Annotated in this window: 12 protein-coding genes, 1 tRNA gene and 1 CRISPR repeat array; of the genes, 7 read left to right on the top strand and 6 right to left on the bottom strand. The window is 47.2% G+C overall.

What is annotated here, in order from left to right:
• Positions 1-7 precede the first annotated feature (7 nt).
• Positions 8-555: a CRISPR direct-repeat array (repeat unit 37 nt; unit sequence GTTTCAATCCCTAGAAGGGAGTGGAGTTTATTGCGGC).
• A gap of 1,084 nt (positions 556-1,639) precedes the next feature.
• The 7 genes from WBA89_RS01320 (at position 1,640) to WBA89_RS01350 (ending at position 7,392) form a co-directional block, all read left to right on the top strand.
• Positions 1,640-2,368 (top strand): calcium-binding protein, encoded by a 729-nt coding sequence (locus WBA89_RS01320; protein WP_424403341.1) that lies wholly within the window; start codon positions 1,640-1,642, stop codon positions 2,366-2,368.
• Positions 2,369-2,575, top strand: coding sequence for a hypothetical protein (locus tag WBA89_RS01325; protein ID WP_424403343.1), 207 nt, complete (start codon positions 2,369-2,371; stop codon positions 2,573-2,575).
• 219 nt (positions 2,576-2,794) lie between these two features.
• Complete coding sequence (truB, locus tag WBA89_RS01330) at positions 2,795-3,736, top strand: tRNA pseudouridine(55) synthase TruB (RefSeq protein WP_424403345.1); 942 nt, start codon at positions 2,795-2,797, stop codon at positions 3,734-3,736.
• Positions 3,737-3,753: 17 nt separating this feature from the next.
• A complete protein-coding gene (locus WBA89_RS01335; RefSeq protein WP_424403347.1) occupies positions 3,754-3,891 on the top strand; it encodes an NAD(P)-binding domain-containing protein in 138 nt (45 codons plus the stop codon).
• Positions 3,892-4,068: 177 nt separating this feature from the next.
• Positions 4,069-4,299, top strand: coding sequence for a membrane protein insertion efficiency factor YidD (gene yidD, locus WBA89_RS01340; RefSeq protein ID WP_424403349.1), 231 nt, complete (start codon positions 4,069-4,071; stop codon positions 4,297-4,299).
• Between the two features lie 418 nt (positions 4,300-4,717).
• Positions 4,718-5,932 carry a response regulator gene (locus WBA89_RS01345; RefSeq protein WP_424403351.1) on the top strand — a complete coding sequence of 405 codons (1,215 nt, stop codon included), beginning with the start codon at positions 4,718-4,720 and terminating at the stop codon, positions 5,930-5,932.
• Positions 5,933-6,411: 479 nt separating this feature from the next.
• The gene (locus WBA89_RS01350; protein ID WP_424403353.1) at positions 6,412-7,392 is read left to right on the top strand and encodes a glycosyltransferase family 2 protein; all 981 of its coding nucleotides are present in this window, start codon (positions 6,412-6,414) and stop codon (positions 7,390-7,392) included.
• A gap of 318 nt (positions 7,393-7,710) precedes the next feature.
• Here WBA89_RS01350 and WBA89_RS01355 read toward each other — a convergent pair whose 3' ends face one another.
• The 6 genes from WBA89_RS01355 to WBA89_RS01380 form a co-directional block, all read right to left on the bottom strand.
• Positions 7,711-8,382, bottom strand: coding sequence for a hypothetical protein (locus WBA89_RS01355; RefSeq protein WP_424403355.1), 672 nt, complete (start codon positions 8,380-8,382; stop codon positions 7,711-7,713).
• On the bottom strand, positions 8,379-9,329 hold the full coding sequence (locus WBA89_RS01360) for a PIN domain-containing protein (protein WP_424403357.1): 951 nt from the start codon (positions 9,327-9,329) through the stop codon (positions 8,379-8,381). The genes WBA89_RS01355 and WBA89_RS01360 overlap by 4 nt, the downstream gene beginning before the upstream one ends.
• A gap of 236 nt (positions 9,330-9,565) precedes the next feature.
• Positions 9,566-11,092: a site-2 protease family protein gene (locus tag WBA89_RS01365; RefSeq protein ID WP_424403431.1), complete on the bottom strand. Its 1,527-nt coding sequence runs from the start codon at positions 11,090-11,092 to the stop codon at positions 9,566-9,568.
• A 133-nt stretch (positions 11,093-11,225) separates the two neighbouring features.
• Positions 11,226-11,585, bottom strand: a complete 360-nt coding sequence (locus WBA89_RS01370; RefSeq protein WP_424403359.1) for a hypothetical protein — start codon at positions 11,583-11,585, stop codon at positions 11,226-11,228.
• A tRNA-Ser gene (locus tag WBA89_RS01375) sits at positions 11,544-11,628 on the bottom strand. Before WBA89_RS01375 ends, WBA89_RS01370 begins: the two co-directional genes overlap by 42 nt.
• Before the next feature lie 34 nt (positions 11,629-11,662).
• A complete protein-coding gene (locus WBA89_RS01380) occupies positions 11,663-12,580 on the bottom strand; it encodes a TIGR04168 family protein (RefSeq protein WP_424403361.1) in 918 nt (305 codons plus the stop codon).
• Between the last annotated feature and the right edge of the window lie 79 nt (positions 12,581-12,659).

Genomic DNA, 12,659 nt, shown 5'->3' on the forward strand with positions numbered 1-12,659 from the left:
AGTCAGCGTTTCAATCCCTAGAAGGGAGTGGAGTTTATTGCGGCGAGAGCGCGAAGAAAATGAAATCGCCCGCAAGGAAAAAGTTTCAATCCCTAGAAGGGAGTGGAGTTTATTGCGGCTTGACTGAGTGCAGATTGAACCGCTTGCTCGACTGATGTTTCAATCCCTAGAAGGGAGTGGAGTTTATTGCGGCTTAGTTACTATGGGTCTAAACTTGGGTGTTTGTGTTTCAATCCCTAGAAGGGAGTGGAGTTTATTGCGGCCAGTCTTGGCTTGATGATTAGCTTTTATCAACAGCGTTTCAATCCCTAGAAGGGAGTGGAGTTTATTGCGGCTGAAAAAAGTAGTTACTCCAAGGTTTCTATCTGTTTCAATCCCTAGAAGGGAGTGGAGTTTATTGCGGCTATATGAAAAAAGTAGTTACTCCAAGGTTTCTATCTGTTTCAATCCCTAGAAGGGAGTGGAGTTTATTGCGGCCTGGTGAAGAGCCATATCTTGATTTTGGAAACGATGGCCGCGTTTCAATCCCTAGAAGGGAGTGGAGTTTATTGCGGCCGCCGGTGTGTGAAACCATTGCTCTATTTGGTTTTCAAGGTTCAGTTTCGCCAACCTCCTCAGAGAATACCATTTCAGCTTTCGCTTTGTCAATACCATAGATCGCACCTCAACTTAAAATCCTTATCCAGCAACAGTTCTAGCGATTTCGCCAACCTCATTTTCGGAGAGGGAGCATCAAACCCTTACTCTATATAGATTAGAGCCTAAAAATTTGACCCCCCAATTTTTACACCTACAGGTTGGCGAATTTTTACGCAAAGAAAATAGTTCGATCGATCGGAACTACCCCACCAATGCGCTCAATTTTACCCTGACAGCAAGCGCACAACGGAAAAAACAGGATACTGTCCTCTGGGGGCTTGATGAATTTAGCCAAGCCCGATCGCAGCCCTGAACGTGCAGGTAGCCTAAATAAGAGTCAAAACCAACTATAGCATTTCTCCGTTAGGTAAGGTAGACTCCCGCCATCGGCAATCGGGAAAAAGGTAATCGGTAACGAGTCAGAAATCATAGCTGGTAGCTAACCAGAACTAAAATTACCAATCCCGCCATTACCTATTACCTATTACCGCTCTGAGAGCGCACCTCATCTTACTGAAAACCGCTACATATAGCGATTCGATCGCGTTGTGAGGAGGTATGCCCTACACCCTGTGCCCGGTTTTGCCTATGCCCAGCGGCACCTCATACCAGAGCTCGAAATGCTATATATCGATCGCACTTTGGACATCCCGACGCAGCAGAGTGCAACCAAAATTCATCAAAAAATTCACAGGATCGCGAATCGATGTCTCGGTTGAAAAACAAATCCTTCAGCCCGAATAAGCTGTTTGAAAACTCCGAAACAAGCCGCACTTCCAGCAGATTCCTATCCTCGCAGAGAGTTGATATTCTCAGCTTTGTTTAGTTGGGCATCCTGCGGGCAATTTGAGTTATTGCTGGTTCCAGCTTGAGTTTAGAATGATTGCGCTGTGTTTGAGACAAAGTAGTCCGACAATTTTTCAACTTACCTCGGATCGAGCCAAAAAATCCGGCTTTTAAGCTAAGTTAGAATGGCAAATTTCTACCACCGTGCAAAATCATGCCATCAGCAGTACCAGTTAGGATCGTAATCACAACCCCAACCCCCACCGGTACGAGTCCCGGAGGGGCTGCTAACGCCCGCAACGGCACCAGCGGCCCCGACTCCCTCACGGGTACTGCAGGCGCAGATTTGATCTTCGGTTTGGGCGGGCCCGACAGCATTTTCGGCTTGGGGGGAAACGATTCCCTCTACGGCGGCGACAGCGACGACTCAATTGTGGGGGATGCCGGCAATGATTTGCTGTTCGGCGGTGCAGCCCGCGACAGCGTTTTGGGCGGCACCGGCGACGATACTGTCTACGGCGGCAAAGGTTCTGACTCGGTAAGCGGCGACGACGGCAATGATTTGCTTTTTGGCAACCAAGACAGCGATAGTTTGTTGGGCGGCGCGGGGGATGATACGCTGTTTGGCGGTGCGGGGGACGACTCGCTGTTTGGCGGCCTCGGCGATGATTGTTTGTCGGGCGATCGCGGCAGAGATACTTTGACTGGCGGCGCTGGAAATGATACTTTTGCGATCGGGCGATCGGCAGATAACGATCTCATTACCGATTTTACTGTTGGTACCGATAAAATTCGCTTGAGTGCCGGCCTCACCTTTGGCCAACTCAACATTTTCGCCGGGACAGGAACTTCGCCCAGTACAATTATTCAGCTTACAACCAGCAAAGAAATTCTCGCTACTGTATTGGGAGTTACTATCTCTCGCACGGACTTTATTTTTTAATTGGTTGTTGGCAGTTGGCAGTTGGCAGTTGGCAGTTGGTTGTTGACAGTTGGCAGTTGGTTGTTGGCAGTTGGCAGTTGGTTGTTGACAGTTGGCAGTTGGCAGTTGGCAGTTGGCAGTTGGCAGTTGGTTGTTGACAGTTGGCAGTTGACAGTTGACAGTTGGCAGTTGGCAGTTGGCAGTTGGCAGTTGGCAGTTGGTTGTTGACAGTTGGCAGTTGGCAGTTGATAGTTGGCAGTTGACAGTTGGCAGTTGATAGTTGGCAGTTGGAATTAGCTAATAACAAATAACAAATAACAAATAACAAATAACAAATAACAAATAACAAATAACAAATAACAAATAACAAATAACAAATAACAAATAACAAATAACAAATAACAAATAACAAACAACAAATAACAAATAACAAATAACAAACAACAAATGACTACTGACGGTTTTCTCAATCTCCACAAACCTGCGGGCATCACATCTCACGACTGCGTGGGGCGAGTGCGCCGAATATTGCAATTAAAGCGAGTCGGACACGGAGGAACCCTCGATCCGGCCGTGACGGGCGTTTTGCCGATCGCCCTGGGTAAAGCAACCAGATTGCTGCAATTTCTCCAACACCAGAAAGCTTACCGAGGTACGATTCGGTTTGGTTTAACAACCGCTACCGACGATTTAGAAGGAGAAATCATCCGTTCTCAACCGGTGCCGGATTTGACTTTAGAAAAAGTCCAAGCCGCACTGCCGAATTTTCTGGGAAAAATTGAACAGTTTCCGCCGAGTTTTAGTGCGGTTCAGGTGGGAGGAAAACGCCTTTACGAGTTAGCTAGAAAAGGCGAAAATGTGGAAGTTGCTGCTAGAAATGTTGAGGTTCTTCGGCTGGAAATCTTGGATTGGCGGCCGGGGGATTTTCCTGAGTTGGATTTGTCGATCGCCTGCGGGCCCGGTACTTACATTCGGGCGATCGCGCGGGACTTGGGCGCACTGTTGAATGCAGGCGGTACTTTGGCTTGTTTGACTCGTACCCAAAGCAGCGGTTTCTCGATCGACCAAAGTCTCACTTTTGCAGAATTGGAACAGCAAATACAGGAGAATACATTCAGCCCGATTTTGCCATCGGCGGTTTTGGGACACCTAGGCGCGATCGTCCTTTCTCCTGAATATACCAAACGCTGGTTTCAAGGACAGCGCCTCCCCATTCCCGAAACGCCGGTAGAGGGGAACCAGAAAAGTAGCAGCAATCTTCCCGAAAACTTAATAGCCCAACCTCCCTATCCCTTGCAAGTTTACGATACAAATGGTAAATTTTTAGGTATCGGTCAAGTAGCTTCCTCAGAAACAAGTACCATATTGTCTCCTCAAATTGTGCTTTAGGTATCAAAGAGGTAAAAATGAAAATAGGTATAATTGGCGCAGGAAATGTTGGCCGAACTCTGGGACGCATCTTAACTCAAAAAGGTCACTCGATTGTATTTGGTGTGACAGATCCGCAGAGTGCAAAAATGCAGTCTGCGGTAGCTTCTACTTGATGCGAAAAAAATGTCACTAATCTCGCGCCAGACATCGGATTTGAAGTTGCAGGTGCCGCAAAAAATCGAGATTGCTCGATTGCTGGAACCGCTGGGGATGCTGTGGATAGACCTAGCTTTTACCAGCTAGGGCACAAGATTTTGCGATTAATTTAATTCAGCGCTGAGGTAAAAATTGTGAAGTTATTGCTAATCGGATTAATCCGAGGCTACAAAATGGGGATTTCTCCTTACTTGCCTAACGCCTGCAGATTTCAGCCCACTTGTTCGCAATACGCGATCGAAGCAATAGAAAGATTTGGGGCTGCCCGCGGCGGCTCAATGGCCGTTAAGCGGATTTTGCGCTGTCATCCTTTTCAGCCAGGAGGTTACGATCCAGTACCTCCCAAAGATAACGAGGAAAATTAGTTTTTAGTTATCAGCATGATTTTAATTATTAATTGATGCTGCAAAATGGCTTTGCACCCTCATGGCTAACACTCCCGAGGGGAATCATACCATTTGAAATTTGAAATTTGAGCATTGGGAATGCTTGATGAATTAAGGGTTTCGATCGCGGGATTCGGCAATTGCATTATTTTGAGGAACTAATATCATATCGTTTCCGGTGGCATCGCTATTGTTCAAACAGTCAACAGCCAACAGTTAACAGCCAACACTTAACCATCACCTGACAGTGCAACGGCAATTAATATCACTACCCGATCCGGTTAAAGTCGCAGCATTAAGTGTTTTTTTTAAGCAAAATTCAGTAATATTACTGTTCTTTTCCACAACTGAGCAGCTATATAATAATAGAAACAGAGTACAGGGGATGCGAGTGAATATGTCTGCGACCGCAATCGGGTACAAAATGTTGTCTCATACTCTGGCAGTGCTCGGCCAGAAACAAGCAACGGGAAAGCTGCTATTAGAGCAAGGGGAACAACAGTGGCAACTTTACTTTTTTCGGGGTAGTTTGGTTTATGCCACAGGAGGAGCGCACAGGGCGAGACGCTGGTACAGGGCGATCGGGCAACACTGTCGCAACTTTCAAGTCGATCTTAGAGACTTAGATGCTGGCGAACTTTGGGAATATCAACTGCTTCAACGAGGGATAGCAGACAGCGAAATGAGTTTGGAACAAGCTAAGGCGATCGTCCACAGCAGCGTTTCCGAAGTCTTCTTTGCCCTGATCGGTCAATCGGGTTTGCGCCGGGAGTGGCGCCCATCCTCAAAATATTTTTCTAAAGTTATCTCTTCTTTGATGCTCTCTTCTACCGAAGTAGAGCAAATTCTGTGTTCTGCAGAACAGATTTGGCAAAAATGGAAAGCAATGGGTTTGTGGCTGGTAGATCCAGAACAAGCACCGCTGTTAAAAAATTCGGCTCAGTTGTATAAAGATCGATTTAGTTCTAATTCTTTGATAGCTTTGGCTAACGTATTCAACGGCGAGAATACTCTTTGGGATATTGCATTTAAGAAAAAGCAGTGCGTGACAGTGGCAACTCGCGCTTTAGTTAATTACATCAAGCAGGGTTTAGTAAATTTCCGCACAGTACCAGACTTGCCTTCGCCGATAGAACAGTGGCGCCTTGCCGCGGCGATCGCCCGTCCGGGTCGCCCTTTGATTGCTTGTATCGATGACAGTCGCGCAGTATGCGAATTTTTAGAACAAATTTTATTGCCCGCAGGCTATCGAGTCCTAAAAATTCAAGATCCGATGCAGGGAGTGGGCATCCTCGCCAAACACAAGCCTGGTTTGATTTTTATGGACTTGGTGATGCCGAATACAACCGGCTTTGCTTTGTGCAATTTTTTGCGAAAAACACCTGCTTTTCGGGAAACTCCGATCGTATTTTTGACAGGTAAAGACAGTATAATTGACCGCACGCGAGCCAAACTCACAGGTGCTTCCGATTTTTTGAGCAAGCCGGCCAATCCAGAACAGGTTTTGCAAATAGCTGATAAATACTTGAAGGCAAAAGGCGATCGCAGCCCTTTAGCCACGCGCCACCACGATTTACTCAATTCGCACCAACTTACCTTAGCAAATTCTTGAACCAAAATTCTGCTTAAAAAGTATCGCTGCCGATCGCGCGGATCAGCCTCGGATGCACTCTACAAGCATTTAGGCCGCAAGCAAACTCTCAACCGTGACAGTCATCAGTCATGAGACTTGAGTTGCACTCAATCGCAAACAAGATTGAATGTATCTGCGTCCATCAGTGTTTGTACGCTTGAAATCTGCGGTTAACATCGTTTCCGGTTGCATCGGAATAATAAAATCGAGTCAACACTCAACAGTCAACAGTCATGTATGAGTGCAACCGGAATTGATATAACATCATTTTTCTAAAGATATGCTATAGATGAAGTCTTAGCCCCCCCTTAATAAGGGGGGGTTGGGGGGGTAATATCTAGCGCTACTTTATGAAATTGATATAACATCATCAGAGATTGAGGGATTGAGGGATTGAGGAATCAATACCTTATTTTTCGCTCGAATTGCTATAATCCATCAAACTTAATATTTTAACTATGAGCGATCGAACCCCACAGGTAAGCGTGGTAATTCCGGCCTACAACTGCGCCGCTTACATCTGCCAAGCCGTAGATAGCGTGCTGCACCAAACCTATACAGACTGGGAAATTATTGTAGTAGACGACGGTTCCCGAGACGACACCAGATTAATTTTGGAGCAATACGGCGATCGAATTCGCTACATTCACCAACAAAATCAAGGAGTTTCCATCGCCAGAAATCGCGGCATCGAGCTAGCGCGAGGAGAATTCATCGCCTTTCTCGATGCAGATGACTACTTTTTACCCCACAAAATAGCAGCACAAATCGCTGTATTTGCAGCCCAACCAAATCTAGGAATAGTCCACAGCGGCTGGCGTCAAGTCAACAGTACAGGCGAACCGATAAAAGATGTCAAACCCTGGCAAAAAGTCCCTAAACTAAACTTAGAAATGTGGCTGCGGTGGAAACCAGTATTACCTAGCGCGATGGTATTTCGCCGCCATTGGTTAGAGCGCGCCGGCGGATTTGACCCTCGATTTCCCCCAGCAGAAGATACAGATTTAGTGCTGCGTTTAGCCTTAATGGGATGCGAAGCAGATTGGCTGCAGCAAATAACTGTTTGCTACCGCCAGCACGAACAAAGCGCCATGTACAAAGGTTTACCCCAGGCTAAATCCCTCGCCGCCGTCACGGACAATTTTTTTGCCCGTCCCGAATTGCCCGATAAAATACGTTTGTTGGAAAAGCAAATCAAGTACAGTACCTTCGTTTGGATTGCTTGGTATTTGCACCGTACCGGTCATGCTGTTGAGATGGTAGAGTTTTTGCAGCGTTCGTGGAATTATACGCCTTATTTGCCTGTGGAAACAGTAATTAATTGGGCAGAGTGTTTCGCCGAATTTTCGCAGGATGCGGGGAATGAATTGGATGCGGATTTATTAGCTCAATCTCCTGAGTGGCAGCAGTTAATGCAGTGGACAATGCTCGCGCTCTAATTGGGATTTAAATTTTATGTCAACAAACAATCGGAATAGTAAATTGACTGTTAACAGTTAACAGTTAACAGTTAACAGTTAACAGTTAACATCATGTATGAGTGTTGCCGGAATTGATATGACACACCAGGGCGGGTGAAACCAAGTTTTTCACCGTTGTTAAAGACTAATATCAAATCCGGTAGCATCGGAATTATTCATCTCTGTATTCTCTCCCTCTGCGTTCTCTGCGCCCTCTGTGGTTAAATCATTCCGATGCAACCGGAAACGATATAAAAGCCAATATTTGTTTCAACAGTCAACTGTGGAAGATTTCTGTTAGTTAGCAGCCTTGATATCCTGCCACCAAACATAGACATAAGGCCACATTAATGTCTCATCATCTAGCTTCACTGTCACTTCATAACGGTTAATATCCGTGAGTTCCCCAGTTTTGCCATTCAAATACAATTGTTTGGGATTGTCGGTGATAATTTCAACTTTTTGATTCAACAGCGGCTGCATCTGCTTTGAAGAACCCTGAAACGGATTTTTGCCTCTGAGCACATAGCCACCAATCAAAGATAAGTACATTGAAGCTAGGAAAAATACCGTACACAAAGCCACAATTAACAGTGTTTTTTGTTGCGAGAAATTGGTATAAATACTCGCAACTCCTACTACCATAGTTCCGCAAAACAAAAAAGTTGGCAGTAACAGCCCATCTCCCAGAAACACGCTACCAAACAATATAAGTACGATCTGACAAGCAAATAATGCAGCCACCCAAGTCCACGCAGTTAGCAACGATGAAGACAGGAGCCAATTCATTGCTAGCGTAAGGGCGATCGCAATTCCTATGGCCCAAACCGATACCCCAGAATCGTAATATCTGACAGGAAGAACTACATAAAAGAATGTAGCATAAGCAAAACCCGCCAAAGCTAAAGCCAATCCACTAATTATTTCGTTGCTGTTCAACATTGTTAAAAGAGTGGCACTGTCGATCATTTAGGGTCGATCGACTTAACAAATTGTTGCACGGGCTGCGGTAGAGCCGGCACAAAAGTCTTTCTAAAACCCCTAACATCCAATACTCGCCACAAAATACCCACCGCTACCATCAAGAAAAATAACGCTCCCAAAAAATTGAACGCAGCAGACAAAAAACCGCCGTTTCTTTTTTTCGGAGCCGTAATATGTTTCATCCGATATACAGCAGGCTCGTAATCTCTAGACTCCTCGCGAATGCGCGGCGGCTTTTTGGCGCGCGGAGTCGCACTGCGGTTCCCAGTGAAACCCGTGTGATTAGTTTTAGTAGAAGCGATCGGCGAATTCAATTCAGAAGCGCCGCGCATCCCCGTTAACCTGCTAGCAGAAGTCCCGGTTTTGCCAACAGCAGCGTCCTGAATTCTGCTGTTAGAGCGCTGAGTCGATTGGTGGTCGGCGAGGGTACGCATCAAACTTTGCAATTGCTGAGTTGCCGCCGGAGGGCGTTCCGCTTTCCTCGCCCAATTTAACAGCATCGCCCCGGTAATCCCGCAGAGATTCGCAGCCCCCACAGAAGCCAGCCGCTTCAGCAGAGGCTGGCTGTTTGACACAAAAATCACCAAAGCCTCCGGGTGTTCCTGAGCCAAACCGTAAACGCACTGAGCCGTCGCCACCACGAGCATTGCTTGCTTGCTTTGATTTTTGATCGAAGGTTCCAGAGCGCGGTGCGTCTCTTGAGCGTCAGTTGCAATCCAGCCGCTTTCGGCAAAAAAGCGCATAAATTCCCTAGCGATTTGTTCGATGGCCGGTTCCACCGCTTCGTCGGTAAGACGATCTATTTCGTCGTACACTACTTCCGGGATATAGCAAGTTCCCACTTTGGCATATTCTTGCCACACTTGGGTTCTGCCAGCCATCAAAACATCTGCATCAAAAGTTACCAATACAGGAGGAAGTTGATTAGCCATGACTTTATCCTAGATGTTCAGATAAGTTATTTAAACTCGATCGAGTTTAAACAAATTTTGGGTTGTTCAAAAATCTACTTTCGCTAAAAAATAAATTGCTAGGAGCCGCGCCCTTAATTGGAGATTAGTAGTTAGGAATACCGTCGCCTTCAGTTCCCCAGTTCGATCGCCCAATTCCTAGATTTGACTAATTTACTGCAACGCCAGAGTCTGTTACCAAAGACCGGCGGCTGCTGTTAGTTCCCGATTCCCAGACGGCCTGCCAAAACCGGAGTCAGCGGTAACAGCGCAACAATCATCAAAAACAAAGCTAACAAACCCAAAGCCGCGCGAGCGTCGTCAGGCTCAGTCAGTTCGTTGAGGCTCGGCCGCTCCAGATTCCGCTGTAAAATCAGAATCACGATCGCCCAATATAGAGCCAAGGGATTGACTAAAGAAGCGATCGCCAGCACTACAAACGTCGCCAAAGTCGCGCGGCTGGCAATTTTGCGGCCGTAGATTGCTTGTATAATTCTACCCCCATCCAACTGTCCTGCAGGCATCAAATTAAGCGCCACGATTACCAAGCCCAACCAACCGATAACTACCAGCGGGTGAACGTCAACAATCGGCTGCTGCAAAGCCGAACCCAAAACCACTTTTGCCAAAGCTCCCACCAAAACCGAAACCTTGAAATATTCTGAGGGAACTTGAAACAAACTGCCGGGGCTCGATCGCAGCAAACCCGTTACCAACATTAGGATAGATACTATTCCTCCAGCGGCTGCTCCGGAAAAAGCGATATCAAACAAAACTTTACGGTTGGGAAGCAGCGACTCAAAACGGTCGATCGCCCCAAAAGAACCAATCTGCAAAGTTGGTATAAAAAACGGCCAGCTCAAGCCAATTTTGTATTGATTTGCCACCACTCGGCGAGCAATTTCGCCAGAGCCTAAAACCGCCCAAATTCCCGCCGCTATCGGCAGAACTTCTAGATATCGATCCGGCGAGTTAAAGAAATCGAAACCTAGCAGCAAACCCCCTGTTTCCAAGCTGGTAGCAATTGTTGCCAGCAGCAGCACGACTGCTAGGATTTTTTGAGATACGGTAGTTGGCTGCGGGTCGTTTGTGCTCGGCAAGATAATAACTACCGGCTTTTCGTCCTGATTGTCTACTAAAAATAGGCGGTAGCGATCGTTTAATCTTTCTTCCAAACTTGCGGTCAAACGCGAGTGTACTTGTTCGGGGTCTCCCCGGAGATTGCCTTTCAAGATCACCCCATCTTGATAGGGAATTGTTTCTGTGGCAAAGAAAGTATCGATGCCAAAGATGCTTTTAATTGCCTTGAGGTCTTCTGCTGGGACCGGAATTATTTCTAATTCATTAGTTGCAGGTGGCGGTGTCACTGTGTTAGCGGTTTCTTTGGCTGAGTCCGGCTGCGAGTCAGGGGGAAAGAAACTATCGCTTTGGGACTTTGCTTCAGCAGCATCGCGCGACTTTGGCGCTGCCTCCGACGCAGCTTGACGCAGTTGTCGGCCCAGATAAATGTACAACCCTGTGGATGCCACCAGCAGCAACAATACTGCTACTAGATTTAGGTAAATCCCGGCGGCGAACAAACTAAAGAACAGCAGCCAAGGACTCATCAGCGCCACTGACTGCAACCAAGCCAAAATTCCCAGTTTGCCAAAGGGTCTGGCACGATAAAATCCCCAACCCAGAATTCCCGCAGCAACCAATAAGAGTGCAATTGTTGCCGTATTTTCCGAGGTGGTTATCGGCATTTCGGTTGCTTGCGCCAATACCGGCTTTAACCTGCCGATCGCGCTGCAGTCGAGTAATAGCATTAAATTTTGGGAAATATGAAATATAGTTGCTGGGAACATTATCCAAACCTGTCGGAAACTAGCCTGATTACTAAGGATAACCCCTGATGGCTACTCGGCCCACAACCGGCGGCTGCTGCTGTTTGAATATTGCAGGCGATCGTCCAAATAAACCAATCTCAGCGTCGGAGAAAAGGGACTGTAGGAGTAATAGCAAGTCGAGGTATGCTACGCCTTCAATTGCCTCGCGAGCTTTATTCCGGTAAAAATTTGTGTAACTAGGGCTTGCTGAATATATCGATCGCACTTGACGTGGCGAAAGGTTATTCGATCGCGCTCCGCGTGAATAAAGTGCAAGATAAACAGGTAAAATAGATCGAAACCCTTGATAGACAAGAGAATTGTCAAACGGAGAGGGTGGGATTTGAACCCACGGAACCTTTCGGTTCACCTGATTTCAAGTCAGGCGCATTCGACCACTCTGCCACCTCTCCGGGTGCATAAATTTTATCATACCAGCAGTTGTCTCTAACTACAAATAGCTGCAGATTCAGCGCGCCGATAAAGAATTTCTTCTAAAGCTACTGCGAAATCTTCCCCCAGCCAAACCAGAGACGCTTCCGATACTGTGCCATTTTCCAGCAGCACGATCGAGAAATTCCGCAGTTTCGATCGCTCTGTCTCCACAATTCGCGGTACGCTGGCGGCATTCAAATAAACTGTACCCTCCCCACTCACCTTCACCGACTTCCGCAACTCGTGCTTGGTGTGCCGCAGTTTGTGGTGCATATGACCAAAAGTTACCAGAGGTACGTGCTTCCCCGAACTGCGAGTTCGATCGATCGCCTCAGCAAAATCCGGGTCTCCCCAATCCCCTCCCAGCGGCTTCCAATCTCGCCCGCAGGGGTCTTCAGGAGCCTCTCCCAGCCCCGTCGGGCCCGTGTGACCCAAAAAAATCACATTTTCGCAGTCCGCATCCGCCGCAGCTCCTGCAATGCGTCTGGCCGACTCCTCAAAACTTTCTACCCCAAACCATTCCGAGTAAAAATCGTTGTACCTCCACTCCGAGCCCCCCCAAGTAAACGGGCGGCTTCCCACCACAGTTACGCCCAATTCTGGAAAATCTCGTTTTCCGTAACCGACGTGGGCTTCTCCCATTAAATCTAACTGCTGTTTTACCCAATTTTCTTTCTGGCGATCGTAGGGGCACTGGCTTCGGCCCCACTCCGTCGCCGTGTACCAAGCGTCGTGGTTTCCAAACACCGCAGCTTTGGGAATGTCCAATTGGGCGATCGCCCGCACCACATCCACCGACTCGTTCCCAAAATCCCCCACAAACAGCACCAAATCAACGCCTAGGCGCTTCAAAGCCTCGCCGTCTTCAGGTTCCCACCGATCGTGAACGTCCCCCACAACCGCAATTTTGATCGCCTTAGTCTCATTCATTTGATTTGCTACGTTCGATCGAGCCTTTACCGATAAAAAATCTCTACTACACTCACCAATTTTGGCAAATCCAGCCTTG

This window comes from Microcoleus sp. (genome assembly GCF_049646505.1).
Classification (GTDB): Bacteria; Cyanobacteriota; Cyanobacteriia; order Cyanobacteriales; family Microcoleaceae; genus Microcoleus.